This is a genomic window from Rheinheimera baltica (assembly GCF_030731985.1).
Taxonomy (GTDB): Bacteria; Pseudomonadota; Gammaproteobacteria; order Enterobacterales; family Alteromonadaceae; genus Alishewanella; species Alishewanella baltica.
Map to the genome: position 1 here is coordinate 278,405 of NZ_JAPJDY010000001.1, position 26,352 is coordinate 304,756.

Consider the following 26,352-nt stretch of genomic DNA (forward strand, 5'->3'; position numbering starts at 1 on the left):
GCACCAAATTTACTCTGCTGTTTGAGCTGAATACCAACATGGCTGGTTCGACCCCTGGCGTTTTGCTTGATACATGGCGCTATCAGCTTGGCGGAGTAGCTCGTCATAATCGTTGTCGTTTTGAAATAACACCAGTCCAATACTGCAAGCGCATTGGTGCATCAGATTATCCGACAGCGGATAAGGGCGGGACAGTTCTTGAGCAATCTTTAATGCTATTTGTTGCATGTAGAGCCGGCTAAGCTTGGTATCAGTATCAATGTCACGTAGTAGCACAATAAATTCGTCGCCACCAAAGCGGGCAACAGTATCTGCTGAGCGAACGGTTGTGGTTAAGCGCTTAGCCACTTCTATCAGCAGGGTATCGCCAACTTTATGGCCAAACAAATCATTAACTGGCTTAAAGTTATCCAAATCAATAAACATTAACCCACAGTATTTTTGATTGCGCTGGCTGGATGACATGGCTTGTAGCAAGTGTTCCTCCAACAAGCGGCGGTTGGCTAAACCTGTTAAAGCATCATAAAACGCTAACTGACGTATTTGAGAGGTACTTAAACTGCGGCTTATTGCTAATTCGGCTAAGTTGCCGTATGCAACAATTTGTTTGAGTAACTCAGGTGATGGCGCTGTGGGCTCGTTATGATAAATAGCAAAGGTGCCCAGTACTTCACCCTGAGCATTTTTAACCGGTTGAGACCAGCAGGCTTTTACATCGGCCAGTGCGGCGAGTGCCTGATAAGGTTGCCAGTAAGGGTGAGTCTCTATATTGTCAACAATGACCGTTTCGCCTGTTACCGCAGCGGTACCACAAGAGCCTACACCTACGCCTGTCTTTATGCCATCAAGCGCCTCATTGTAAGCGTCAGGTAACGATGGTGCCGCACCATGACGTAGCGTCTCACCATCGGTATCTAACAGTAAAATAGAACAAATCATTTTAGGGTTAAGCTGCTCTACCTGCATAACCAAATTATGTAAGATGGTTTTAAGTGCGACACCTTCACTAATTTGACTCAGGATTTGATTTTGCATTTGCAGCTCTTGCGTACGCTGTGTAACTTGTTGTTCTGTATGTTGCAAGCTGCGTTGATAGCGGTCATTAGTCAGGCTAAGTTCGGTAATTTGTAGGGCCAATAGCCCCAGCATATTCAGCATGGCGGGGAGTTTACTTTCATCGACAATAGCGACCTCGGCCAAAGCAGCCATATAGTCATCTTGTGCAAAGCCCGCCTCTTTGGCCTGCGCGATAAAGTGCTCTGTGCTGGGTTCATTTAAGAAAAATTGCCCAATAAACAAATTGGCAATATGTTCACCTTCCAACATGATAGGGGTTGCGCAATCTGTCAGGCCATTACCGCAACGATAAATAGAATAATTTTTACCTTGCTGCAGTTGCATTGCTAAGTTTTTGTCGCTTTCTAAGCAGCGGCCTAATGTTGGGCTTGCTTGGCGGTGAAATTGAATACAGGCACGTTGCCAACGAGAAGAAGCAAGTACCTTGCCCTGTAAATCAATTAAAGCAATGGGAACATTCATCACCTGCAGGAAATTTTCAAACAGGGCATTTAAACGACTAAAATCGAGCGCAGCAACTAACGTACGGGTAACCGTAGTATCAGGTTCTGGCATGGCCTTATTCCAATCGCTGGATAATGGGTCCAGCATTTGGATCAGGTTTGCCTCACGATGCAGATGTGGCGATTTGGCTGTCATGTCGCGAACAGTTTAGTTTGCTTTACAGTTTGCTGCCAGTTACACATTAAATATTTGTCGTGAATTACTGTACATACAAACTGCCAGCATTTAATTACTTGTGACGCTGCTGCAGTACCTTTATCACATCATTTAATTCCAGCTTTTGGCTACGTAGCAGTACCAGCAGGTGGAACATCAGATCGGCCGCTTCGTTGGCCAGCTCTTCTCTGTCACCCGCCATCGCGGCAAGCGCCGATTCAACACCTTCTTCACCCACTTTTTGAGCAATACGTTTTACGCCTTTGGCAAATAAACTGGCGGTGTAGCTACTGCTGGGGTCTGCGCCTTCGCGGCTTTTAATTACTTGCTCCAAGTCATATAAAAAAGCCAATTGCGGGCTATTGGCGCTATTGTCGTGCCAGCAGGTTTCGGTGCCAACATGGCAGGTAGGGCCTTGTGGCAGTGCCAGTACTAAAATGCTGTCGGCGTCGCAGTCGTTGTCGATACTAACTAGTTTTAGCGTGTTGCCAGAGCTTTCGCCTTTAGTCCACAAGCGCTGTTTACTGCGGCTGAAAAAGGTAACGTTGTTGCTTTGCAGCGTGTGCTCAAGCGCCTCGGGGTTCATATAGCCCTGCATTAGCACTTTGCCAGAGATAGCATGTTGTACTATGGCCGGTAATAGCTGGGTTTCGGGCCAGTTTAGGGTGGTAAGTGTGTCTTTTTTCATATGTAACCTTTAAATAATTTTGCGCCATACCGTTGTAAGCTCTGAGGTTTAGTTACACAGAGACGCCGTAAATACATCTTTGTAGGCTCCTCTGTGGCATCCATGCCACAGACGCTCTGTTTAGTAACTAATCCTCGGCGCATTAGACATTTGCTTTGCGGCTGGCACAAGCAAAGCAAGCGCGGATGTACTTTTTTCAGCGACCGTTGAAGCCCTGGACGGGCTGAGACGAGCCCCCATGGATGGGTTCACGGCGTGTCGCAGAAAAAATGTACGCAGTGATTGCGTGTTCGATGCTCCGTTTCTGCATTTACGGCCGTATGCTGATGCCATCAGCTATCAACTTGGCTTTAAGCTGTGCAATTTCAATAATGCCTTTGTGAAATACACTGGCTGCCAGTGCGCCGTCAACATCTGCCTTGCTAAATACGTCAGTAAAGTGCTGCATAGTACCGGCACCGCCACTGGCAATTAACGGCACGCTACAAATATCACGAATGCTTTTTAATTGCGCAATATCATAACCCTGACGCACACCGTCCTGGTTCATACAATTAAGTACGATTTCACCAGCACCGCGGCTTAACACCTCTGCCACCCAGTCGCGGGTAAGCCACTGTGTTTTCTGTGTGCGGCTTTCATCGCCGGTAAACTGATACACCTGATACTGACCAGAGGCAACATCAAAAAAGCTGTCGATGCCAATAACCACACATTGTTGACCAAAGCTGTGGTTAAGCTCGTTAATCAGTTCGGGTCTTGCCAGAGCCGGGCTGTTAACCGAAATTTTATCTGCACCCATTTCCAGTATTTTGCCAGCATCTTCAACACTTTTAATCCCACCGGCAACGCAAAACGGAATATCAATAACCTCGGCAATGCGGCGCACCCAGCTTTTATCGACGACACGGCCGTCGCTGGAGGCGGTGATATCGTAAAACACCAGTTCATCTGCACCGGCCTCGGCGTAACGCTGCGCCAATGGCACTATGTCGCCAATGATTTCGTGGTTACGAAACTGTACGCCCTTTACCACTTTGCCATCGCGTACATCTAAACAAGGAATTAACCGTTTTGCCAGCATGCTATGGCCTCCTCAAGGCTGAACTTACCTTCAAGCAATGAGCGGCCCAAAATAACACCGGCTACGCCACTGTCTATTAAAGCGCTAATATCATCCAGCTTGCCAATGCCGCCTGAAGCCTGCCACTGAATTTGTGGGTATTTAGCTGCTAACTCTTTGTATAGCTGTACATTGGAACCCGTTAAGGTGCCGTCTTTACTGATGTCGGTGCACAGTACATGCTTAGCGCCCGCGTCAATATAGCCATCAAGCACCTGCTCTAAGGTAATATTCGATTGCTCAATCCAGCCGTGGGAGGGCAGGGTTTTTTCACCTTTTTCATTTATTGCTACATCCAGCGCTAACACAATATGGTCACCGCCGTACTTGCGCACCCAGCCTTGCACCAGTTCGCTTTGGCGAATGGCTAAACTACCAATCACTACACGGCCGGCACCGGCGTCGAGCAAATTAATAACGTCTTGCTCGTTTCGCACACCGCCACCTACCTGAATGTGTAGCGGTGACGCTGTCATCAGTTCTGTTAGCAAGGCTAACTGACGCTTAGTGGCGTCTTTGGCGCCAGATAGGTCGACAATATGTAACCAATCGGCGCCGGCCTGAGCATATTGATTACGCAGGCTAAGCGGGCTGAAATCATATTGCGTGGTATTGTCGTAACGGCCCTGATATAACCGAACTACATTGCCGTCAATCAAATCAATGGCGGGGATAATCATAGCTGCCACTCCAGAAAGTTTTGTAATAAACGCGCGCCGGTTTTGCCTGAACGCTCGGGGTGAAACTGGGCGCCGGCTACGTTGTCTTTGCAAATCACGGCAGCAAAATCACTACCATAGTGGCATTGCGCCAGGCTGTAGCTGCTTGGTGCAACAGCAAAGCTATGTACAAAATACAGATAGTCACTGGCAGTAAAACCCTGCATTAATGGGTGGTCACTGATGCTGTGTAGCGTATTCCAACCCATATGCGGTAAGCGCAAGCCCGCGCTTTGCATCGGCAATACTTCGCCTGGTATCAGGTTTAAGCAGGGCACATCACCTTCCATGCTGTGACTGGTAAGCATTTGCATGCCTAAACAAATACCCAGCAGCGGTTGCTGTAGGCTTTGCAAGGTGTGGACAAGTTCTGCCTGCTGTAGCTTTGCCATCGCATTATGGGCAGTACCAACGCCGGGCAGCAGTACTTTGTCTGCGGCTTTAATAACGCCTGCTTCGCGGCTTATGCTGGCTTCTACGCCTAAGCGTTTAAAGGCAAAATACACTGAGCTGATATTGGCACAGCCGGTATCAACAATAACCAGCTTACTCATTACAACACCCCTTTAGAGCTTGGCAGAGCCTCGCCCGAAACCGTTATCGCCTGGCGTAGCGCGCGGCCAAAGGCTTTAAACAACCCTTCTACCTTGTGGTGCTTATTACCCTCGGTAATGCTTAAGTGCAGTGTCATCAGCATGGCATCACTTAATGAGCGGAAAAAGTGAGGCACCATCTCCAGCGTTAACCCACCTACGGCACCATCACCCAGCTCACCATTAAACACAAACAATGGCCTGCCGGATAAATCCAGCACACATTCAGCGCGGCATTCATCCATGGGTAAAACAAAGCCAAAGCGGTTAATGCCACGTTTATTGCCCAGTGCCTGCTTTAACGCCTGGCCCAGTGCCAATGCTGTGTCTTCCACACTGTGGTGATCGTCAATGTGGTAATCGCCAGTCACTTTTACCTGCAGTGAAAAACCGCCGTGGGTGGCAATTTGCTCCAGCATGTGGTCGAAAAAACCTACGCCGGTGCCAAAAAAGTTATTGCCACTGCTGTCCAGATCAACACTGATCTCAATGTCGGTTTCTCGGGTAGTGCGACGCACGGTAGCTTTACGGCCACGGCTTAGCAGTTGTTTAGTAATCTCGCTCCAGCCCAGGGTTTCGCGGTTGTACTGAAACGACGGTAATCCCATGTTTTCTGCCAGTTGTACATCAGTCGCACGATCGCCAATAACATAAGAGTTGGTAAAGTCGATTTTGCCTTGTTGCAGGTAGTCTTTTACCAGCCCAAGTTTGGGTTTACGGCAACTGCAGTTATCTGCGTCAAAGTGTGGACAAATCAATACATCATCAAACTGAATACCTTGTGAGTTGAGTAACTGCATCATTTTGTCTTGCGGCGCATCAAAGGTGTTGCGTGGGAAGCTGTCGGTGCCCAAACCATCCTGATTAGTGACCATGACCAGGCGGTAACCCGCTGCTTGCAGCTTTAAAAGCGCCGGCACCAGGCCAGGTTCATAAGCCAGCTTTTCCAGGCTGTCGAGCTGCTTGTCAATGGGGGGCTCTTCTACCATGGTGCCGTCGCGGTCGATAAATAATATAGGCTGGCCACTCATGCGTTTACTCCCTCTGTTTTTAAACTCTCGGTGTTTAAGCTATTAGTAAAATACTGCTGCATCGCCTGCTGTAAGCGTTGCATTTCATCTGGGGTGCCAATGGATACCCGTACCACTTCAGACAAACCAAGTTGGCTGGATTGATTGCGAATAAGAATGTCGTCTTTTACCAGAGCGCCAACGCAATCTGCAGCATTGTCTACCTGCAACAGCACATAGTTGGCATTGCTGGGCCAGACTTTTCTCACGCCGCTTTGCGCACTGGCAAAAGCGATAAAGTCGTCACGTAGTTGATTGATTGTCGCCACACTGTGTTGCATTTGTACGATGCCTTTATCTGACAGAGCCTGAGCCGCAATTTGTGCCACCGGCTCGGCGATGGGATAGGGCGCTATCATCTTTTTCAGTGCGTTAATTATTTCCGGCGCCGCCAGGGTGAAACCACAGCGTAAGCCCGCTAAACCAAAGGCTTTAGACAGCGTGCGCAGTATTACCAAATGCGGGTATCTGCTCAGTAAATTCACCACTGAGGCGTGTGGGGCAAATTCAATGTAGGCTTCATCTACTACCACTAACGCCTTGCCGGCAAAGTGCTCAAGTACCGCAATAATCTGCGCTTGCGGGATCAAATCGCCGGTTGGGTTATTCGGGCTACAGATAAATACCAGTTTAGGCTTGGTGGCATAAATGCCCGGCAAATCAAGTTGCTCACCTTGTAGCAGTAATACTTTGTCAACCGCTGTCTTGTTGCTTTCGGCACTAATGGCATACATGCCATAAGTCGGCGGGCAAATGGTAATGCGGTCCTGCCGGGGCTCACAAAAGCTACGAATTAAAAGCTCTATACCTTCGTCAGCGCCGCGGCTGACGAGCACTTGCTCGGGGGCGACACCGGCATAGGCGGCATAAGCATTGATCACGGCTTTTGGCTGGCAAGACGGGTAGCGGTTAAAAGTGCCATCCAGCTGGTAGGCTGGAGCCAACGCGTTTTCATTGGCGTTAAGCCAAACTGCACCGCCGCTCATGCTGCTGCGGGCTGAAGCGTAAGGCACCAGATCTTTAACCAGTTGCCTGGCCAGCTGATTGACGCCTGTGGGGTTTTTGTCCGACATCTTTTACCTCAACCCTGATTAATGGTGTTTAGTTCTGCCAGGCGCAAACGTACCGCGTTGGCGTGTGCTTCCAGGCTTTCTGCTTCTGCCAGCGTAACGATGGCCGGGCCAATATTTCGCATGCCCTGTGCCGACAGTTTTTGTACCGTGAAACGGCGGTAAAAGTCGGTTAGTGACAAACTTGATACCGTGTTGCTATAACCATAAGTGGGTAGCACATGGTTGGTACCGCTGGCGTAGTCACCGGCTGACTCAGGCGTCCACTTGCCAACAAAGATGCTGGCTGCACTGGTAAACTGCTCCGTCAATTCATCATCACAAGCGGTTTGCACAATTAAATGCTCGGGCGCATAAGCGTTTGTCACGGTAACTGCTTGCGCCAGGTCAGTGGTTAAAATATAGCGACTATGGCTAAGTGCCGCTGCAGCAATGTCCTGGCGGGGTAACTGCGCTAATTGTGTGGCCACTTCTTGCTGTACAGCATTAATTAATGCTGCACTGTCGCTCACTAAGATAACCTGCGAGTCAGGGCCGTGCTCGGCTTGTGATAACAAATCAGCTGCCACAAAGGCCGGGTTGGAGCTGTCGTCAGCCAAAACCAGCACTTCAGACGGGCCTGCGGGCATATCAATCATCGCGCCTTTAGCATCCTGGCTAACCTGCTGTTTGGCTTCGGTTACAAAACGGTTGCCGGGGCCATAAATTTTATCCACTTTGCCAATGGTTGCAGTGCCATAAGCCAGTGCAGCGATGGCTTGCGCACCACCGATAGTATAAATTTCGCTAATGCCACAAAGCTCAGCCGCATACAAAATTTCTGGCGCGATATCGCCAGCTTTCGGCTTACCGGGTGGTGTGACCAGCACAATACGGCCACAACCGGCTAATTGCGCAGGCACACCCAGCATTAGCACCGTTGAAGGTAATGGCGCACTGCCGCCAGGAATATACAAGCCGACAGCAGCAATAGCGCGGCTTTTAAGCTGGCATACAACGCCAATACTGGTTTCTACCTCAATATCACGTGGCAACTGCGCAGCATGAAATTTACGAATATTGTCATACGCCAATTCAATGGCCGCTTTACGCTCTGGCAATAGCTTGCTGAGCTGGGCCTGTTTTACCTCGTGGCTTAACACTAATGGGTTGTTATCCAGACCATCAAATTGTTTGCTGTAAGCACGTAGCGCGGCGTCACCTTGCTGGCGTACGGTGTTGATAATGGCGGCTACCTGGCCGCTTAGCGCTGCAGAATCGGCAAGGTCAGGCCGTGCCAGCGCAGCTTGTTGTGCTGGCGCTGACAATTGTGCCCAGTTAATTACCCTGGCCGCCTGCTCAGGTTTACTGGTCATAGTTACTCCATCATCTTTTCTATTGGCAGAACCAGAATGGAGCTGGCGCCAAGCGCTTTTAACTGCTCCATGGTTTCCCAAAACAAGGTTTCACTACTCACCACATGTATTGCCACCATGGCATCGTTACCGGCTAGCGGCAGCATCGTTGGGTTTTCTGCACCGGGTAACAGCGCAATAACTTCATCTAAACGGGCGCGCGGGGCATGCAGCATAATGTACTTGCTTTCATTTGCCTGCATAACACCATTAATGCGCGGCATCAGTTTATTAATCAGTTGTAGTTGTTTACTGTCGGTAAGCCCTTTTCGTTGAATCAGTACGGCTTTGCTTCGGTATATAACATCCACTTCTTTTAAACCGTTTGCTTCTAAAGTGGCACCGGTGGAGACCAAATCGCAAATCGCATCGGCCAAACCTGCACGTGGGGCCACTTCTACCGAGCCTTTTAAATTAACAATACGGGCATTAACACCTTGCTCTTTTAAATAACGCGCCAGTAAACGCGGGTAGGTGGTAGCAATGGTTTTACCGTCTAACGAGGCAACGCCGGTATAATCTTCTTCTTGTGGCACTGCAATAGACAAACGGCAGCCGCCGAAATCTAAACGTTTGAGTACGGTGTAATCAAAACTATCGTTGTCCATTTTGCGCTGCAAGGATTCTTCTTCCAGTACGTTTTCACCAACAATACCTAAGTCACATACGCCATCCATTACCAGGCCAGGAATGTCGTCATCACGCACCCGTAAAATATCGATATCCATGTTTTCGACATGCGCAATAAGGCGTTGCTCGCGCAGGTTTATTTTTAATCCGCAGCTGGCAAACAGTGCTTGTGAGTCGACCGACAAGCGTCCTGATTTTTGCATGGCGATGCGTAAGCGTTTTGATTCTGTTGCTGGACTCATACTTGTCTCCCAATAAATTTATAAAGCGTAATAAACAAAAACCCCGTGCCTGGGCTCGGGGTTTGTTTGCTGTACCACCGGAGCGCCAGAATATAGCCCTCCGAAAATATCGGACGGCTAGTCGCTATGATGGTGTAGTACAGTTACAAAAGTCATTTCAAGATTCTTGCTTGTTAAGATGTTATACAAGTTAACTGCAGGCGCACTAAACTGCAAGTGAAAGTTTTAATCTGGATAGTGCCCTGCATTTAAATAAATAATTGATTTTATTATATTTGTCATTATTTTCTGTTTTATTTTATTAAAGTGTCTTTTCGTTAAATCACAATTTTAGTTAATTTGCAGGTTGATTATTAATCAGGTTGTATAGTCAATTTGGTTAAGCTGGTAGTTGTTGTAGTTGTCTTGGACTATGGGTTAGTAGCTCATAGCCGTGCTGGGTAATGACAATATCATCTTCAATTCTTACACCGCCAAAACCGGGTCTGTATAGTCCTGGCTCTATTGTCACGACCATGTCAGCAACCAGCGGCACCTGGCAACCGCGGCGCATAAGTGGAAATTCGTGCAGTGCCAGGCCAACACCATGGCCCAGGCCTTCACCCACATAAGCCGCATAAGGAGACTGCGCCAACACCGATTGTGCAATCTGACCCAGTTGATGCCCCGTGATGCCGGGTTTTACGGCAGCCAGGGCCGCTTGCTGTGCGGTTAACACCGTATGATAAAACTGCTGTTGTTCATTGCTCGCTTCACCCAGTATGACGGTGCGGGTCATGTCTGAGCGGTAGCCTTCTACCCGGGCGCCAAAATCCAGCAAGATCCAGTCGCCTTTTTCAAAGCAACGTAAGCTTGGCTTACCGTGGGGCAGGGCACTACGCGCACCACTCAGTAATATAGTAGGGAACGCCAGTTCGTCCGCACCCAGTGCATAAATTTTTTGCTGTAATAAATTGGCGGCATCGCGTTCTGTCATACCTACTTGCAGTTGAGGTAGCAACCAGGCCAGTGCGGTATCGCCAATCCAGGCTGCCTGGCGAATACACGCCAGTTCGGTAGTGTCTTTTATCGCCCGTAATTGCTCTGTTAAGTTAGTAGTTGCGCTAACAGTACAAGGAAGCTCTTGTTGTAACTGTATAAACAGTTCGACAGATATATGGTTGTATTCAAGTTGCAAGCAGCTAATAACCTCATGCTGTAATAGCGTGGCAATACATTGTGGCAAACTTTGAACTGAGCGATCTCGACAAATAATCTGACAGTCTGGGCACTCTAACGTTGCTTGTTCGAGATAGCGATAATCGGTAATTAAATAGCGCTGTTGTGCGCTAATCAACAAACTGCCTGCACTGCCACTAAAGCCCGACAGATAACGAATATTGATGGGGTCGGTGATTAACATGGCCTGATAAGACAGGCTGGACATCATCTGCTGTAATTTGGCTAATCGCATAGTGCATCCTTGATTGTTTTGTATACAATATCCAAAATTGGAGGGCGTAGCAAGTCTCGTTTGTGTGTTGCGACTAAGTTATTGCTGCGCCGACAAAAGCATTTGATATACTGCATACCATGTTAATGAAAATCAGGCGCTGATATGGTCGTTGAATATAAAACCCGCACTCAGGTCGTGGTAGAAGCTATCCGGGAGAAAATACTTACCGGGTCGATTAAAGCTGGCGAGCCGCTGCGTCAGGCAGCACTGGCAGACGAATTAAAAGTGAGTCGCATTCCGGTGCGTGAGGCTTTATTGCAGTTAGAAGCTGAGGGGTTGGTAGAGTTTGAAGCACATAAAGGTGCAACCGCCACTAAGCTGTCGGCAGAGCAGGTAACCGAGTTATTTGAATTGCGTGCCATGCTGGAGTGCGAGCTGTTGCGTATGGCTATCCCTAATCTTACCGAGGCGGAACTGGCGCAAAGTGAACAACTACTGCAGCAAATGAGTATGGCCTATCAGGCGGCAGATACCTCTGGTAGCTGGAGCGAACTCAATAGCCGGTTTCATATGAGTTTATATCGGGCGGCCAACCGACCGTTAACCTATGAAATGGTGCAAAATCTCAACAGTAATTCTGATCGCTATATCCGGGTACATTTAATGTTAGCTGGTGGGGTGAAAAAAGCTGAGCCAGAGCATGCCAATTTATTAAAACTGGTACGGCAGAAAAAAGCTGACGACGCCTGTAAGTTATTAAAACAGCATATCCTGGGTGCTGCGGCAGAAATAAAAGCCTTAGTAACTAAACTGGATGCGCAGTAACCTTAATGATTAAACCGGCATTAGGCTTAAGCTAATGCCGGTTAGTTAAGTACGCCCGCTTAATGTAACTTATTCCACCATAAATACGTTTAAATCTACGTTATTAAAGCCTTCTAGCGTGTTCACCATAATATGGTAGTAGCTGCCGGCAGTAATATTTTGCAGTTGTATTTTCTGGCTGGTGCCGCGGGTAATGCTGGAAGCCGCATCATAGTTGTTTGGCGCAGGCCAGCCTTGACGTTTAAGGTATAATTGCGCATCGCCGCTGCCGTTCTCCAGGGTAACATACAACGCTTTTGCCTGTGCAGGCACAAATACCCACTTATACACAGCATGGTTGCTGCTTAGTCCAGGCCATTGCTGTAAAGAGGTAAGGGTGCCTTCTTGCCAGTTGGCGGTCAGACGCACGTCATTAAACGGGCTATAACCGTGCAACATAACAAACCAGTCTGGTTGCTGTGGTTGCAGTACTGCGACACGTTCATTGTTGCCAATTTTATAAGGCCTAAAATCCCAATCTGTTAAGCTGGCTGGAGCTTGCTGATTAACATAAAGGTCAACGTCTCCGGTGCCGCCACTGGTGGTGATGTTCAGATCATAAGCATTGGCCGGTAAACTAAAACTAAAGTGCTGCTGTGAATCTTTGTCACCATTGACCAGCACTGGTACGCCGTTTTGCAGCGTCGCGCCCGGACCGGTTTCATTACTGCAATCGTCGTTGCTGATTATGCAATCCAGCCAATCATGAAACTCTGTGTCATATTGCGTGCCCCAGCTGGCAATAATGTCGGCATACGGGGTGAAATCAGGTAACTCGGGTGTATTGCCATCGTTTACCTGACCACAGGTCCACACCCAATCACCACTGCTCCAGGCGCTGTCGTCGTATAACCAACTCCAGTTATTGGCAATAGCGTCGTTTTTGCTTTGCCAGCCCCAATCAAAACTGCACGGCGCATCTGAAATAACATATTTCGCTGCACGCATGTTGGGTAACAACACCGTATCAATTTGCTGACGTTGACGTTCAAACATAAAACGGGTGGCTAAGTAGCCCCAGTAATAAATTCTGGCAGTATCTGCATTGGAATATGTGGTTTGAAACAATTCACTCAGTTGGTACGTTTTATCGCCAGCAACGCCCAGTGCATTCGCGTTGCTATCGCCTTGCGATAAATATTCCGCTAACCCTTCACCCCACCACACCAGATTTTCCGGTTGGTCGCTAAAACTACCCCATTGGTTAAAGCGGGCATCAAGATAATGAACATACTCATGCTCTAAATTCCACACCACAAATTCTGGTTGTAACCAGGTTGCCTGATAGGCAATAAAGCGGGCTTGATTTTCAGGATCTGACGGGGTGCCCTCCAGGTACATTCCGCCGTTGTCGGTATTGATATTAAAAAAGGTACCGGCGAAATTTTGATAGTCGGTAGAAGAGCTAAATATCACAATTTCTAAATCGGTATTGTTGTCATTCGCTACCGGATTAGCGGCATTGGTGGCAAACTCCTGATGAAACGCTTGCTCCTGCTGGGTTAAATTACTACAAATTTGTTGCAGGTTTACATTTGAAACCGGCAGTTGAAACCGGACTTTTAAGGTGTCACTACAGGTATGCCGGCCGGCCAGAACGGTGCTTTCTAAATCAAAGTCACAGGCATCGCCGTAAAGGCTGCAGTTGGCACTGTCGTAAAGCTTTACCATCCCTTGTGCATTTACCCAGCCATTAGAGCCAACACCACCAAACTGGTAGTTTGCTAATATGCTTTGCATTGCAGGGCGGACAGACTGAGCAATGCTACCACCAAATTTCAACATCCTGCCCAGCTCGGTTACGGCATCGGCCCATTGATACTGCCGGGTGTGATTTACCAGCCACAAGCCATCTGTTAATACAAAATCTCGAAGATTACTGATGATCTCGGGCTCGTTTTGTAATAGTTGCTGTAATTCAGTGCCACCCGCATTTACCGCATTAAAATAATGCGTCAGTAATTGTGTCATGCCGTTTTCTTCATAGGCAACACCCCAGGTATCGGCACGAGATACCGTGGCAGAATAGCCTTTTATGGCCTGGCTAAAACGTTTTAGGTAACGCAGCGAGTCGGTGTTGGAACTGTTGACCAAAATCAACATTTCATAGCGCAGCATAAAGTTGCGTGAAACGGCACCATTAAACTGTACAAAATGTGCACCGGCAAAATACTGATCAAAAGCCTGCTGTAACGTGGTCGTGTAGCTGCTGGGGAACTGTCGGTTTGACCCGGCCTCAACCCAGTGCATGGCGCGCAGGTAACTAACCAGTTTTTCCAGTTCAGCGGCACCAGTGGCATTGCTGCCATCAAAGTTGGCCATTCTGCTGTTAATCGCTTGCACGATGGTGTTGATTTTAGCGTCACTAAAATGCGCACTACCAAGTAGCGCATTGTTATATAGGCCATACAGGCAGGATGTCAGATCCGCGCTTACTACTGCGTCAACCAGTTCTGAGCCGTACAGTGGCAATAGGCTTTGTGGGCTGCTGCAGGTATTTTGCAATTGCTGCTGGTCGCTATTGCGCAGCGTGCTTAGTTCGGCAGCACTTTGCAGGGTAGTAACATGTTGCAAAGTACTATTGGCTTTTTCAGCGTCGGTTAACAGCGCTGAAATTTGCGGAAGCTGATGCCGCTTGGCATAAATATTGGCTTGCTGCTTTTCAAACTCATGCGGTGACATTTGGCGAGGAGGCTTAGGTGCGTGCAGCATATCGTTATGCACATGACCGGCTAACCGTTGGCCGTCGGGTTGTTCGGGGGTCGCAGCAGCGAGCAATTGACCGCTCCACATTGGGGTACTGCTTAGTAAGAGGCTAAGCAGCAAGGTGCGCTTTTTCATGTTGGGCTGTTCCTTCTGGTAGTTATCTTGTTGTTATATGCCTTAAGGCTCCAATAAATTAGCATATTAAATAATGTATACAATATATTTATCAGTTGATTTTAGTCTAAAAACTATTCAGAAATAGCCTTTAGCTATATAAAATTTGGGGACTAATTACTTTTAGTATTTAATATATTGTATACAATAGTGCTGGTTGTTATGCTGGAGGCCCTATTTATAAAGCGGAGATGTTATGTTAAGCCATTATTATGTCGTGCTGTTGGCACTCAATGCTGTGCCTGTATCCGGGGCAGAACAAGCTAAGATGCAAGCTGCGTATCAGCAGGCCAGCCAATACTTTTATCCGAATGTGCGGCCACTGGTACTAAATGCTGAATTGCCTTTTAGTTGGCAGGGAGACGGATATTGGTTTAGCCGCCAGGAAGCAACGGGCACCCAGTTGTATTTTGCCGACAATATTCAGCAGTCACCTACTCAGGTTAACGTAGAGGCTCTGACAAAAGCATTAGCAGCAGACAGCTTGCTGTCATTGGCAACGCTGCGGCCACGCATGCAACACACCACAGGTCGCTGGCAGCTGACATTACAGTATCTGCAACAGCAGTGGCAATGCGACATTGAACGCTATACATGTCAGCCGCAAACAGAAAAGGCCAGTGAGGTAGTATCTGAAGATAAACGTTGGCAGCTGGATAGCGTGAACTACAACCTGCAGTTAACCGATGTTAGCAGTGGCAACACACAACAACTGACTACTGATGGTAGTGCCGATTATGCCTGGGGCGAGTTAAATGACTGGTATCAACTGGATGCACTTGACGGCGCAGCCGTTACACCTAAGCGCAAAACACAGTTTGTCTGGTCAGCTGATAGCCGTTACGCGGCGACCTTTTTGTTAGACCGGCGCAATATGCCAACGCTGCATATGCTGCAAAATATGCCAGCGCAGGGCCACCGCGCTGTTTTACATTCTTATAAGCGTGCCTTACCGGGAGATGACCAGCGGCCGCTATATCATTTGGCTATTGTCGATGCCGCAGCGGGCAAGGTAATCATGGCACAGCTACCCGCACTGGAGGCGACGCAAAATTGGGCCGACATTCGCTGGCACCCTGATGGTTTTTATTACCTGGTGGCGCGAGACCGCGCGATGCGGGCGTTGACGCTATGGCAGATTAACGTCGATGGCAGCACCGAGCAGATTTATCAAGAGCGCAGTAACACGTTTTTAGACTACGCGAAACATGGTTTGGCATGGGTAAGCCGCGATGCCTTTGTGTGGAGTTCTGAGCAGGACGGTTGGAACCATTTATATCTGCAACAACGTGATGGCACAACACGCCAAATTACCCAAGGGCAGTTTGTTGTGCGCGAGCTACATGGCTTTGATAGTAAAAACCAACAGCTGTATTTTTCTGCCTCTGGTCGCGAGCAAGGCGACCCCTATTTTCGTTATTTGTACCGGATAGACCTTGATGGCAGCAACCTTACCTTGTTAACGCCAGAGTATGCCGATCACCACATTAGCTTTTCCGCTGACTGGCAGCATTTTTATGACAGCTACTCAAGGGTGGATTTACCTACTGTCAGCACCATACGCCGAAGCCAGAATAGCCAGGTGGTGCATAAGCTGGCGGTAGCTGACGATAGCGCATTGCGCGCCATTGGCTGGCAGCCACCAGAGCCGTTTTCGGTGCTTGCCCGAGATGGTAAAACCACCTTGCATGGGCTGTTGTATAAACCGGCTAATTTTGATGCCTCGCTACGCTATCCGCTGGTGCAACATATGTATGCCGGCCCACATACTATTGTAACGGCCAAGCGTTTTTCCCGGGCGTTTGCCAACACTGAAACACCGATAGCGCAACTGGGCTTTATCGTGATGAATTTAGATCCGCTGGGCACAGCACATCGTTCCAGAGCATTTCAGTTACATAGCTATAAAAATCTGGGCGATATCGGTGGCCCAGACTATATCGGCGCTTTGCAGCAATTGGCGCAAACGCGGCCTTATCTGGACATCAGCCGTGTTGGCGCCTATGGCCATTCGGCAGGGGGCTATGACGCGGCAAGAGCGCTATTAAAATACGGCGATAGCTATAAAGTGGCCGTGTCCTCGGCAGGTAACCACGATCATCGTATGTCTAAAGCCTGGTGGCCGGAAATGTGGATGGGCTTGCCGCAAGAAGGTGAGCATTATGCAGCTCAAAGCAATATGCAACTGGCAGGCTCGCTTACAGGCCATTTGTTATTGGCAACCGGGGACTTGGATAATAATGTGAACCCAGCGAACAGCTTTAGGTTGGCCGCGGCCATTCAGGCAGCAGGCAAGGACGTGGATTTATTGCTGCTGGCAAATAAAGACCATGACTTACGCGAGGATGCTTATTTTACCCGGCGACGTTGGGACTATTTTATACGCCATCTGATGCAGCAAACCCCTCCGGCGTATTATCAGATAGCGGTTAAGTAAGCCTGGTTAAAGAGAGCAAGCTCGCGCGGTTAGCGCGGCTTGCTATCGTGCATCCAAAGCACTAATTTATCGGCCAATAAAAACAGCAATAGCGCGCAGCACATCGCGGTTAGTGCTAACCCCCCAAAAATAGCCAGAGTGTTTGCTAACATGGCTTGTTCACTGTCGGTGTCGGTGGTGCCCACCATGGCGCCAATAATACCCGCGACTTTATTCGCCAGCGCCATAAACAGATACCAGGCGCCCATTAACAGCGACACCATGCGAACCGGCGATAGCCGGGTGACCATTGCCAGCCCGATAGGGGATACACACAGCTCACCCAACGTAAAAAATAAGTACGCCGCAACTAACCACAACATATTGGCTTTGCTGCCATCTTGTTGTTGTAATGTGGCGGCGACCATCAGTAAAAAGCCGATACTGAGCAGTAACAGCCCTAAGGCAAATTTCACCGGTGTGTTGGGCTCTTTATCAGCCAGGCGTAGCCACAGTAAGGCAATAAGCGGCGCAAACACCATAATAAAAAACGGATTAAGCGACTGAAAATAAGCCGGGTTAAGCTCTACACTGCCCAGCGTGCGGTCAGTAAAGCGCTCAGCGTAGATATTAAGTAAGCCGCCTGCTTGCTCAAAACCTGCCCAAAAAATCACGGTAAGCAGCCCCATGATCAGTACCACTTTAAAGCGGTCGATTTCTTGTTGTGTTAACGGCGTTTTGTTTTCGCATTTACTGCGGCGTCGCTCGCGTTTCGCGGTTGGCTCTACGCCAATATCCCCCAGCAGGCGCTGCGCCAGAGTTATTTGCAACAACAGTGCGAGTAACATACCAATGCCTGCTAGCAAGAAACCGGCTTGATAATTGCGGATCAGTTGCGTTGTGCCGGCGTCGGTTTGGCTAAAACCAAATTGCTCTATCACTGTGCCCACGGCAATACCAGCTAAGAACATGCCACTATTGATACCCAGATAAAAAATGGTGAAGGCGCCATCGCGGCGGGGGTCGTCACTTTGGTACAACTCGCCAACCATGGTACAAATATTCGGTTTAAATAAGCCATTACCTAATACCAATAAGCCAAGCCCGGTATAAAAGCTGTATAGCTCAGAACCGGCTATCCAATGGTGCGGCAACGCCAGGCTAAATTGCCCCAGTGCCATTAGCAAACTGCCCAGCATAATCGCGCGGCGCTGGCCAAGAATGTTATCGGCCAACCAGCCACCAAACAGCGGGGTAACGTAAATAAGCATGGTGAAGGTGCCATACAGTTGTAACGCACTGGCTTGATCCCAGCCCAGGCCACCACCGCGGCTGTGGCTTTGATCTACCAAATACAGCACCAACAAAGCGCGCATAGCATAGTAAGAAAAGCGCTCCCACATTTCCGTGCTAAATAATAAAAACAGCCCTTTAGGGTGGCCTAACCAATCAGTCGTTTTATTGTTATACATAAATAGGATGTCCGACAGCGTCGCCGTGAAGGTAAAGCATCACAGCAAAAGCGCGAGGAAAAAGGGGCTTTTATGGCAAAAGCCCCAATAGGGTTTGAACGGTGCTATAGCAGTAAATTAAAACTGATAGCGCACCACCAATGATACCGTGCGGTTACTTTGCAGTGCGCTGGCGGTATTCCAGTCTGGGTTTGGTGCAAAACTGCCGTCTGTTTGGGTAATTTGCGCCACTTCGTTGACATTAATGGGCGTGTCGAAATTAAACAGGTTGTACACAGTGGCCTTCACTGACAAGTCACCGTCAGCAACAGTGGTGTGGTAGCTTAAGCTTAAATCAAACTCGTACAACCAATCTAAGCGCCCTGCAGAGCCACGCGGGGCGGGTGTGCCGTCCCAGTCATAAAACGAGCTTTCGTCATACCATTGGCTGGCACACCAATCGGCCCATAGGCTTGGCTCAGCACAACTGTCTACACCGGTAGGATGCAGGCTAAATTTATTCAATGGCGAGCCAGATGTGGCCCGTGCTACAAAGCCCAATCTCCATTGCTCGGTAAGATCATAAACCCCACTGAGTTTAAACGCATGACGATGATCGTTTGGCAGGTCACCTGCGCCATGGTCCATTAAATCAGCATAATCATACGAGGTGGTCCAGCCCGGATCGGCCTGACCATTGTCAGTGCGCACTAAACCTTCGGTCATGCCCCAGCTGTGTGACCAAACGTACGAAAACCACAGCTGCAGATCATCGGTCGGTTGACCTTCAAGGGTAAATTCCCACGCCAGATATTGCCGTTCAGGTTTTGGTAACTGCAAGTCGGCGGCACTTAACGACACATGCTCTTTTTCACCATCTAAATCAAAATCATACAAAAAGCTGACATTGCGACCAGGGTTAAGTAGGGTATAGAAGTAATATTCATTGGCGTTATTCTCGACACCATTTTGTTCCAACCACTGCGCCACAACCGGGCCTAAATCGCTATCTTCAATAGATTGCTTTAAATCACGATAAACAAAACGTACCCCGCCTTTTACCCTGTCGGTTAGCTGCTGCTCATAACCCAGGGTAAATTCGTCTGAATACATTGGCCCTAAATCTTGCGCGGCAATACGCTGCACATCAACTTCGCCACTTTGAATTACGTTGGTAGCGACTAAATCACCACGGCTGGGCGAGCCATCGGCGTTGAGTACCAAAGTACCGTCGGCATTGAGTTCACCGGGCTGATAGTAAAAATGTACATCGCGCTGACCACTGGCTTGCTTAATGTTCATATTGGCAGAGATGGGTTGGAAGTAGCGGCCCCAGGTGGTATACCACTTGCTGTCACCGGTGCCTGTTGGGTCCCAAATAAGCTGTAGCCGCGGGGCTAATTGGTTTTCCAGCTTGGCATAGTCTTCACCAGTCGTGGCGGTATTAGTGAAGTTGCTGTAGCGCAGGCCCGCATTAAGCACCAAGTTGTCGTTTATCTGCCAGCTGTCTTGCAGGTACAAGGCTTTTGAGGTGACGTCAGTTTCGCCGCCGGTATCGCGTTGACGTTGACGCACATAAGTGCCAGCGTCTAAATCAATACGGGGTATTGCGGTGTAAGTACGATACTCCCACCAGCCCCGGGCATCGTCGGCGCCATTTTGATACTCCAGATAGTTAACGGTCAGCTTTTCCGTATCGATACCAAATTGCAGCGTGTGGTTATCCAACAGGTAGGTAAAATCAAGCCGTAGCTGGTCGCGCTGATACGACTGGGTGATTAAATTACTGGTAGTCCAGTCACCGAAGCGCTGGCCATTGAGGTTAACGTAGTCCCAAATACCTGGCAGGCGGTTAGTTGGCAACGTATTGGCGTTGTCTTCTAACCGGCCAATAGTGGCCGATACGGAAAAGTCGTCACTAATAAAGCCTTGATAGCGGGCCGAGTACATTTTGCCACCCGATTCGCTGGTGGTAACGCCGCTGGCTGAGCCCTTGCCTTGTTCCTGGTCCCATTGGTAGTTGTCATAGCGATAATCGGCGCTGTTATCCAGTGCGGTGAAAGTGACCACGTGGTCATCGGTAATAAACCAATCTAAATTAACAAACCAGCGTTTATCTTCTTTTTCATACTCGGTAAATACGGTGGCGGCCGAGTTGGCATATTGTGATTCAAAACGTCTGGGGTTAAACAGTGCATAGAAAAACAGTTTGTCTTGCACCAGTGCGCCACTGGCCCATACATTTACTTCGCTAAAGCTGGCGTCAAAATCTTTATTGTTAATGGCAATGCCACCACTTGGCAGATAGACCGTGTCATGTGCCGAGTGCAGTGCTGCTGGGTCGTAACGTACCTCAGCGCCAAATTGCAGCTCGTTACCCCCGGTTTTGGCAACGGCATTCACCACACCACCAATAAAGCGGTCATATTCAGCAGAAATGCCGCCGGTTTTTACTTGCGTTTGTGCAATAGCTTCCCAGGGTAAATCAATTGAGCCAATACCGGTGCGCAGGGCGCTAATATTCATGCCATTTAAAAAATAGCCGTTTTCGGCTGAAGAGGCACCACCAAAACTGGACGCACCAAACGCTGAGCTACGTGCCACACCGGGAGTAAGCAATGCCACGTTTTCAAAACCAGTATTTACCGGCATTGCATCCAAAATGTCGGCGTCAAAGGTTAAGCCAGCGGTAGAGTCGCTGGTGTCAACTTGGCGAATCATGCTGCCCATCACGGCAATACGTTCAATCTTTTCGCCACTGCTTAATACCGGCGCAAACACAGCGCTTTGGCCCAACGAAATATTGAGTTTGTAGTCATCTATTACTGTGGTGCCATCACGACTTACCGTAACGTGGTATTCACCCACCGGCAAAGCGCGCAAAAGGTATTCGCCGCGATCGTTTGTGCTAACCGTACGGCTAAAACCCTGGCTTAAATGGCGCACGCTAATGGTCACATTTGCCATGTTCTGTCCGGCATCGGAGGTAACAACGCCGCGTAATAAACCGGTGGTATTGTCTTGGGCTAGCACGGGGGCTGAGCTTAGTGCCAGCGCCAACGAACTGGCTAATAGCGACAGTTTTAAGCGGTTTGAAGTAGTGCTGATGTTCATAATCATCTCTCTGGATTGTTATAAGATATATTGTATATTTTACGTTTTTGCCTACAGCTGCAAAAATTCCGCCGTAACAGGGCGGAAAAAAATTAGAAGCGATTAATTCGAAACGGCGTCAAATTAAGCGCGGGTGTTTGTTTTAAAACGCAACTGGTGAGTAGCTCAGCGCTAAAAGCGGCCTGCGTAAGCCCAAGATGTTGATGACCAAAGTTATAAAAAATCCCCTGGTGCTTCGGACATTGGCCCAAGACGGGCAGGGAGTCAGGTAACGAGGGTCTATTTCCAGCCCATACACTGTCGGTGTTAACCGGAGCAGTAAGCCGGCGCAGTAATTTATTGGCGTGTTGCTGCAATGCCCGGGCGCGGCGGTAATCTGGCTTAGCCTTTAAGCCCGCAAATTCAGCCGTACCTGCCAATCGCAGGCCGTGTTGCATTGGGGTCATAATACATTTTCGCTCTAGTGAGCTAACCGGACGGCTAAGTGCAACCTGCTGTAGCATCAAATGGTAACCACACTCCGCTTCAAGCGGCACCTGCCAACCCAATTGGCGTGTTAGCGTCGCTGAATGCGCCCCGGCAGCAATAATAATTTGCTCGCTGTATATATCCTTATCCGAGCAAATAAGCCGCTGTTGCTGTTTACCGGGTATGACGTGATGAACATCAGTTCTGTGATAGCGACCACCAGCGTGGCAAAACTGCTGATACAGCTGTTGGCACAGAGCCAGCGGGTTGGTGCTATGTGCCACTTCGGTAAAATCTATGGCGCCACTGAGTGATGGTGACAACAAGGGTTCAAGCTGATTCAGTTGGCCGCTATCGCACCAGCGCACATCAATACCGGCGGCACGGTAGGCATTATATTGTTGCTTTAATGGGGTTAAGTGTTTGCTCTCGCTAACCAGCAGTGCGCCTTGGTGCTCGATCTGCTGGCTCAGCTGGCAGCGCTGCAATAGGTTTTGCCAACTGGCCAGGCTGGCATGGTTTAAACCGCTTAGCGCGCGTTGATGGGCGTCACGCCTGGCTTTGGGCATATTGGCAACAAAGCGGGCAAACCAGGGTAGAGCTTGCAGTAGATAGTTGGCACGAATACGCAGTGGCCCGAGGGGGTCAAGCAACATTGCGGGCAATTTAAGCAGTAGCGCAGGGTGCGCTAGCGGAAAAACCTGCTCAGTGGCAAAGTGGCCGGCATTGCCTGCTGAGCAGCCTTGCGCAATGCCTTTGGCGTCGAGCAAAAGCACATCAAAACCGGCTTGCTGCAAAAACAGCGCATTGGTTAAACCAATAACACCTCCACCGATAATACACACTTGCTGCACAGGAAAACTCCAAAATCACTTGATAATGTAGATTGTATACAATATTCTTTATCCAACATCAATGATAGAGGTTAAAAAAAATGCAAGTAAACTGGCAAGGTGTTTATCCGGCAATCTCAACGCAATTCCATAATGATGGCAGTATTAACTTTGAAGCCAATGCCCGAATGCTGAATCAGCTTATCGACGATGGCATTGATGGCATTATTGCGCTGGGTACCGTGGGTGAAAATGCGTCTTTAACTGCGACCGAAAAACGTGAGTTTTTGCAACAGACCGTTAAAACCGTGGCCGGGCGTATACCGGTGATCACCGGTTGCACAGAAAACAGCGCGGCTGCCGCCATCGACTTTATTAAAGCCGCTGAGCTAATTGGCGCTGACGGTGTGATGCTGTTACCTGCAGTGGTGTACCGCGGTACAGAACGTGAAGTTTTAGTGCATTATCAAACGGTTGCACGCGCAACACGCTTGCCGATTATGATTTACAACAATCCGGTAAGTTATGGCGTGGACATTACGCTTGAAATGACAGCAATATTGGCCGAAGAGCCGAATATCGTCGCCATAAAAGAGTCGACGACAGATACCCGGCGTATTACTGAACTACAAAGCCGGTTTGGCAACCGTTTTCAGATTTTTTGCGGCGTTGACGACATTGCGCTGGAATCGGTATTGCTGGGGGCTACTGGCTGGATCTCAGGCTTAACCAATGTATTTCCGCGTGAGTCTGTCACCTTATTCCAGCTGGCGCTGCAAGGCCGTATTAGCGAGGCACGTGAAATCTATCGCTGGTTTATGCCGTTACTGCGCCTGGATACCATTCCCACCTTAGTACAGTGCATTAAACTGGCTGAGCAACTGCTGGAACGGGGCAGTGAAAACGTGCGTTTGCCCAGGCTGGCACTAGAAGGCACTGAGCGGCAATACGTTGAACGCACCGTACAACAGGCACTGGCACAGCGGCCTGATCTTGCCAAATATGGCATAGATATCATTGCAAAGGTGCCGGAGCAACACGCATGATGTTAAGCGGAACCTTTTTTTGTGTCGATGCCCATACCTGTGGCAACCCGGTGCGGCTGGTCACCAGCGGACATCCACTTTTGCATGGCAACACCATGAGCGAAAAAAGGCAGGATTTTATTGCCCGTTATGACTGGATACGCCAGGCGTTAATGTTTGAACCCCGGGGCCACGCCATGATGTCAGGCGCTTTTTTATATCCGCCATGTACCGAAGGCGCAGATGCTGCGGTGCTGTTTATTGAAACCAGTGGCTGCTTGCCGATGTGTGGTCACGGCACTATTGGCACTGTAACCGCGGCATTAGAGCAGGGGTTGTTAAAACCGCGGATCCCGGGCCAGTTGTTACTGGATGTGCCTGCCGGACAAGTTCAGGTGAGCTACCAACAACAAGGCGACAAAGTCACCGCCGTCACCATTCGTAATGTGGCGTCGTATTTAGCGATAAAACACGCGCAAGTGCAGGTTCCTGGCCTTGGCAACATTAACTTTGATGTGGCTTACGGCGGTAATTTTTATGCCATTGTTGAGCCGCAGGCCAATTTTCCCGGTTTAGAACACTGGGGCGCGGGCGAAATATTACGCTTTAGCCCCTTGCTGCGAAAGGCGGCAAATCAGGTTTATCAGTGTCAACATCCGCTGGATGCCAGCATCAATGGCATTAGCCATGTGCAGTGGACGGGCAAGCCAAAAACGGCTGGCTCTGACGCGGCAAATGCGGTGTTTTATGGTGACGGTGCTATTGACCGTTCGCCTTGCGGCACCGGTACCAGCGCCCGCATGGCACAGTTGTTTAGCCGTGGTGAATTAAAACTGGGCGACAGCTTTGTTCACGAAAGCATTATTGGTAGTCAGTTTCACGGCAAGCTTGAAGCGGTTACTGAAATTGCCGGTCAGCCTGCCATCATTCCATCTATTCAGGGCTGGGCCCATGTCTATGGTTTTAACCAAATCAGGGTAGATAACAGCGACCCCTATGCCACAGGTTTTGAGGTGAAATAATGATAACAGGACAACATTTTATTGGTGGCCGCTGGCAAGGGGTGCCAGTGGCTAAGCATACGAGCTTTAATCCCGCGACCAATCAGGCGTTACTTTGGTGCTTTGCTGAAGCCGATTCAGCGGAGCTGCAGGATGTTACTGAGCTGGCTAGCAGTGCGTTTTTACAGTACCGCCTAACATCGCGCGCTGAGCGCGCGGCGTTTTTACAGGCTATCGCGAAAGAAATTGAAGCGCTGGGTGAAAGTTTAGTGCATACCGTTATGGCAGAAACAGCCTTACCACAGGCCAGAGTAGAAGGTGAGCGGGCACGCACCTGTAATCAGTTGCGCTTATTTGCAAAAAACTTAATGCAGCCAAGCGCAGATATTATTGAAGCGGCCGAGCCAGAGCGTGTGCCGCAAGCTAAACCCGCACTGCATTTGCAGTCGGTTGCACTGGGGCCAGTGGTGGTATTTGGTGCCAGTAATTTTCCACTGGCGTTTTCTGTGGCCGGTGGTGATACCGCATCAGCCCTCGCTGCCGGTTGTCCGGTCATTGTAAAAGCCCATAATGCGCATCCGGCAACGGCAGAGCTCGTGGCGCGCGCTATTGATAAAGCTATTGTGCAATGTGGTTTACCCAAAGGGGTATTTGCGTTAGTTCATGCTCGCAAGCATGCGTTTTCTGAGCAGTTAATTCAGCATCCGGCTATTAAGGCGGTGGCGTTTACCGGTTCGCAGCAGTTAGGAATGCATTTTCAGCGCTTAATCTGGCAGCGCGCAGAGCCCATCCCGTTTTACGGAGAGTTAGGCTCGCAAAACCCCCTTTTTGCCTTAGCGGATTATTTGCAGCAACATACAGACAATTTTGCGCAAAGCTTACTGGCGTCAGTATTAATGGGGCAGGGACAGTTTTGCACCCGGCCTGGCTTGGTATTTTTACCGCAAACTGATGCCGCCAAACAGTGTGCTGAAACAGTAGCGGTATTGTGTGCTAAACAAGGCAGCGGTAGTTTGCTAACGCCTAAAATTGCCCAAAGTTACCGAGAACAATGTCAGCGTTTAGTGCAGCAGCCAGGCGTTGAGTTATTAGCTCAAGGCGAAGGTAATGAGCAAGGCTGTCAGGTGGTACCCCGTATTTTTGCTGTCTCTGCCCAAACATTTTTAACCGCGGCCATACTGCAAGAAGAAGTGTTTGGCCCCGCCACCATATTGGTGCGTTGTGCCGACAGTACGCAAATGCAGATGCTGGCAACCACTCTGGCTGGCCAGCTTACTGCTACCGTATATGCAAAAGACGAAGAGCTGTGCCGGGAGCAGGCGTTATGGCAACAGTTGGCGTTAAAAGCTGGGCGTCTTATTGTTAACCAGATGCCAACGGGCGTTGAAGTATGTCACGCCATGCAGCATGGCGGTCCCTTTCCGGCATCAACCGATAGCCGGTATACTGCGGTGGGCAGTCAGGCTATACAGCGTTTTGTGCGCCCGGTGTGTTTTCAAAATATGCCCGAACAATTGCTACAAGATAAGTAAGTATAATGCGCTAACAATGCTCTTTAGTTATTGTTAAATAGCAAGTTAGCGTGTTTCTAATGGTTAA

Annotated in this window: 19 protein-coding genes; 5 read left to right on the forward strand and 14 right to left on the reverse strand. The window is 49.1% G+C overall.

The window, feature by feature from the left end; genetic code table 11:
• Window positions 1-9: 9 nt before the first annotated feature.
• From ORJ00_RS01380 to ORJ00_RS01425, 10 genes are all read right to left on the reverse strand, one after another.
• On the reverse strand, window positions 10-1,716 hold the full coding sequence (locus ORJ00_RS01380; protein WP_306138756.1) for a diguanylate cyclase domain-containing protein: 1,707 nt from the start codon (window positions 1,714-1,716) through the stop codon (window positions 10-12).
• Between the two features lie 94 nt (window positions 1,717-1,810).
• Window positions 1,811-2,425: a bifunctional phosphoribosyl-AMP cyclohydrolase/phosphoribosyl-ATP diphosphatase HisIE gene (hisIE, locus tag ORJ00_RS01385; RefSeq protein ID WP_027669606.1), complete on the reverse strand. Its 615-nt coding sequence runs from the start codon at window positions 2,423-2,425 to the stop codon at window positions 1,811-1,813.
• 310 nt (window positions 2,426-2,735) lie between these two features.
• Window positions 2,736-3,509 carry an imidazole glycerol phosphate synthase subunit HisF gene (gene hisF, locus ORJ00_RS01390; RefSeq protein ID WP_027669605.1) on the reverse strand — a complete coding sequence of 258 codons (774 nt, stop codon included), beginning with the start codon at window positions 3,507-3,509 and terminating at the stop codon, window positions 2,736-2,738.
• Window positions 3,491-4,228, reverse strand: a complete 738-nt coding sequence (gene hisA, locus ORJ00_RS01395; protein ID WP_306138757.1) for a 1-(5-phosphoribosyl)-5-[(5-phosphoribosylamino)methylideneamino]imidazole-4-carboxamide isomerase — start codon at window positions 4,226-4,228, stop codon at window positions 3,491-3,493. The genes hisF and hisA overlap by 19 nt, the downstream gene beginning before the upstream one ends.
• A complete protein-coding gene (gene hisH, locus ORJ00_RS01400; protein WP_306138758.1) occupies window positions 4,225-4,821 on the reverse strand; it encodes an imidazole glycerol phosphate synthase subunit HisH in 597 nt (198 codons plus the stop codon). Before hisH ends, hisA begins: the two co-directional genes overlap by 4 nt.
• Window positions 4,821-5,891, reverse strand: coding sequence for a bifunctional histidinol-phosphatase/imidazoleglycerol-phosphate dehydratase HisB (gene hisB / locus ORJ00_RS01405; protein WP_306138759.1), 1,071 nt, complete (start codon window positions 5,889-5,891; stop codon window positions 4,821-4,823). The genes hisH and hisB overlap by 1 nt, the downstream gene beginning before the upstream one ends.
• A complete protein-coding gene (gene hisC, locus ORJ00_RS01410) occupies window positions 5,888-7,003 on the reverse strand; it encodes a histidinol-phosphate transaminase (protein ID WP_306138760.1) in 1,116 nt (371 codons plus the stop codon). The genes hisB and hisC overlap by 4 nt, the downstream gene beginning before the upstream one ends.
• 8 nt (window positions 7,004-7,011) lie before the next feature.
• Window positions 7,012-8,355, reverse strand: coding sequence for a histidinol dehydrogenase (gene hisD / locus ORJ00_RS01415; protein ID WP_306138761.1), 1,344 nt, complete (start codon window positions 8,353-8,355; stop codon window positions 7,012-7,014).
• 2 nt (window positions 8,356-8,357) lie between these two features.
• On the reverse strand, window positions 8,358-9,266 hold the full coding sequence (hisG, locus tag ORJ00_RS01420; RefSeq protein ID WP_027669599.1) for an ATP phosphoribosyltransferase: 909 nt from the start codon (window positions 9,264-9,266) through the stop codon (window positions 8,358-8,360).
• Between the two features lie 379 nt (window positions 9,267-9,645).
• A complete protein-coding gene (locus tag ORJ00_RS01425; protein ID WP_306138762.1) occupies window positions 9,646-10,719 on the reverse strand; it encodes a M24 family metallopeptidase in 1,074 nt (357 codons plus the stop codon).
• Between the two features lie 144 nt (window positions 10,720-10,863).
• Between ORJ00_RS01425 and ORJ00_RS01430 the strand changes: the two genes are divergently transcribed.
• Complete coding sequence (locus tag ORJ00_RS01430) at window positions 10,864-11,526, forward strand: GntR family transcriptional regulator (protein WP_027669597.1); 663 nt, start codon at window positions 10,864-10,866, stop codon at window positions 11,524-11,526.
• Window positions 11,527-11,595: 69 nt separating this feature from the next.
• Here the strand turns inward: ORJ00_RS01430 and ORJ00_RS01435 are convergent, their stop codons facing one another.
• Window positions 11,596-14,406 carry a M9 family metallopeptidase gene (locus ORJ00_RS01435; RefSeq protein ID WP_306138763.1) on the reverse strand — a complete coding sequence of 937 codons (2,811 nt, stop codon included), beginning with the start codon at window positions 14,404-14,406 and terminating at the stop codon, window positions 11,596-11,598.
• Window positions 14,407-14,641: 235 nt separating this feature from the next.
• On the opposite strand from ORJ00_RS01435, the gene ORJ00_RS01440 reads away from it, so the two are divergent.
• The gene (locus ORJ00_RS01440) at window positions 14,642-16,882 is read left to right on the forward strand and encodes a S9 family peptidase (protein WP_306138764.1); all 2,241 of its coding nucleotides are present in this window, start codon (window positions 14,642-14,644) and stop codon (window positions 16,880-16,882) included.
• 29 nt (window positions 16,883-16,911) lie between these two features.
• Here the strand turns inward: ORJ00_RS01440 and ORJ00_RS01445 are convergent, their stop codons facing one another.
• From ORJ00_RS01445 to ORJ00_RS01455, 3 genes are all read right to left on the reverse strand, one after another.
• Window positions 16,912-18,333: a peptide MFS transporter gene (locus tag ORJ00_RS01445; protein ID WP_306138765.1), complete on the reverse strand. Its 1,422-nt coding sequence runs from the start codon at window positions 18,331-18,333 to the stop codon at window positions 16,912-16,914.
• Between the two features lie 117 nt (window positions 18,334-18,450).
• A complete protein-coding gene (locus ORJ00_RS01450) occupies window positions 18,451-21,426 on the reverse strand; it encodes a TonB-dependent receptor (protein ID WP_306138766.1) in 2,976 nt (991 codons plus the stop codon).
• Between the two features lie 92 nt (window positions 21,427-21,518).
• Window positions 21,519-22,748 carry an NAD(P)/FAD-dependent oxidoreductase gene (locus tag ORJ00_RS01455; protein ID WP_306138767.1) on the reverse strand — a complete coding sequence of 410 codons (1,230 nt, stop codon included), beginning with the start codon at window positions 22,746-22,748 and terminating at the stop codon, window positions 21,519-21,521.
• An 80-nt stretch (window positions 22,749-22,828) separates the two neighbouring features.
• Here ORJ00_RS01455 and dapA point away from each other — a divergent pair, with 80 nt between their 5' ends.
• From dapA to ORJ00_RS01470, 3 genes are read left to right on the forward strand one after another with little or no spacing between them, the layout of a single operon-like run.
• Window positions 22,829-23,773 carry a 4-hydroxy-tetrahydrodipicolinate synthase gene (gene dapA, locus ORJ00_RS01460; protein ID WP_306138768.1) on the forward strand — a complete coding sequence of 315 codons (945 nt, stop codon included), beginning with the start codon at window positions 22,829-22,831 and terminating at the stop codon, window positions 23,771-23,773.
• Window positions 23,770-24,774 carry a 4-hydroxyproline epimerase gene (locus ORJ00_RS01465; protein ID WP_306138769.1) on the forward strand — a complete coding sequence of 335 codons (1,005 nt, stop codon included), beginning with the start codon at window positions 23,770-23,772 and terminating at the stop codon, window positions 24,772-24,774. The genes dapA and ORJ00_RS01465 overlap by 4 nt, the downstream gene beginning before the upstream one ends.
• Window positions 24,774-26,285 (forward strand): aldehyde dehydrogenase (NADP(+)), encoded by a 1,512-nt coding sequence (locus ORJ00_RS01470; RefSeq protein ID WP_306138770.1) that lies wholly within the window; start codon window positions 24,774-24,776, stop codon window positions 26,283-26,285. Before ORJ00_RS01465 ends, ORJ00_RS01470 begins: the two co-directional genes overlap by 1 nt.
• The last annotated feature ends 67 nt before the right edge of the window (window positions 26,286-26,352 follow it).

Bases quoted from the DNA above. Each gene is read 5' to 3' on its own strand.
- hisIE (WP_027669606.1), bottom strand. From the start codon at position 2,425: ATGAAAAAAGACACACTTACCACCCTAAACTGGCCCGAAACCCAGCTA.
- ORJ00_RS01430 (WP_027669597.1), top strand. From the start codon at position 10,864: ATGGTCGTTGAATATAAAACCCGCACTCAGGTCGTGGTAGAAGCTATC.
- hisC (WP_306138760.1), bottom strand. From the start codon at position 7,003: ATGTCGGACAAAAACCCCACAGGCGTCAATCAGCTGGCCAGGCAACTG.
- ORJ00_RS01435 (WP_306138763.1), bottom strand. From the start codon at position 14,406: ATGAAAAAGCGCACCTTGCTGCTTAGCCTCTTACTAAGCAGTACCCCA.
- ORJ00_RS01380 (WP_306138756.1), bottom strand. From the start codon at position 1,716: ATGACAGCCAAATCGCCACATCTGCATCGTGAGGCAAACCTGATCCAA.
- hisG (WP_027669599.1), bottom strand. From the start codon at position 9,266: ATGAGTCCAGCAACAGAATCAAAACGCTTACGCATCGCCATGCAAAAA.
- ORJ00_RS01450 (WP_306138766.1), bottom strand. From the start codon at position 21,426: ATGAACATCAGCACTACTTCAAACCGCTTAAAACTGTCGCTATTAGCC.
- hisB (WP_306138759.1), bottom strand. From the start codon at position 5,891: ATGAGTGGCCAGCCTATATTATTTATCGACCGCGACGGCACCATGGTA.
- dapA (WP_306138768.1), top strand. From the start codon at position 22,829: ATGCAAGTAAACTGGCAAGGTGTTTATCCGGCAATCTCAACGCAATTC.
- hisH (WP_306138758.1), bottom strand. From the start codon at position 4,821: ATGAGTAAGCTGGTTATTGTTGATACCGGCTGTGCCAATATCAGCTCA.
- hisF (WP_027669605.1), bottom strand. From the start codon at position 3,509: ATGCTGGCAAAACGGTTAATTCCTTGTTTAGATGTACGCGATGGCAAA.
- ORJ00_RS01440 (WP_306138764.1), top strand. From the start codon at position 14,642: ATGTTAAGCCATTATTATGTCGTGCTGTTGGCACTCAATGCTGTGCCT.
- hisA (WP_306138757.1), bottom strand. From the start codon at position 4,228: ATGATTATCCCCGCCATTGATTTGATTGACGGCAATGTAGTTCGGTTA.
- ORJ00_RS01425 (WP_306138762.1), bottom strand. From the start codon at position 10,719: ATGCGATTAGCCAAATTACAGCAGATGATGTCCAGCCTGTCTTATCAG.
- ORJ00_RS01465 (WP_306138769.1), top strand. From the start codon at position 23,770: ATGATGTTAAGCGGAACCTTTTTTTGTGTCGATGCCCATACCTGTGGC.
- hisD (WP_306138761.1), bottom strand. From the start codon at position 8,355: ATGACCAGTAAACCTGAGCAGGCGGCCAGGGTAATTAACTGGGCACAA.
- ORJ00_RS01445 (WP_306138765.1), bottom strand. From the start codon at position 18,333: ATGTATAACAATAAAACGACTGATTGGTTAGGCCACCCTAAAGGGCTG.
- ORJ00_RS01470 (WP_306138770.1), top strand. From the start codon at position 24,774: ATGATAACAGGACAACATTTTATTGGTGGCCGCTGGCAAGGGGTGCCA.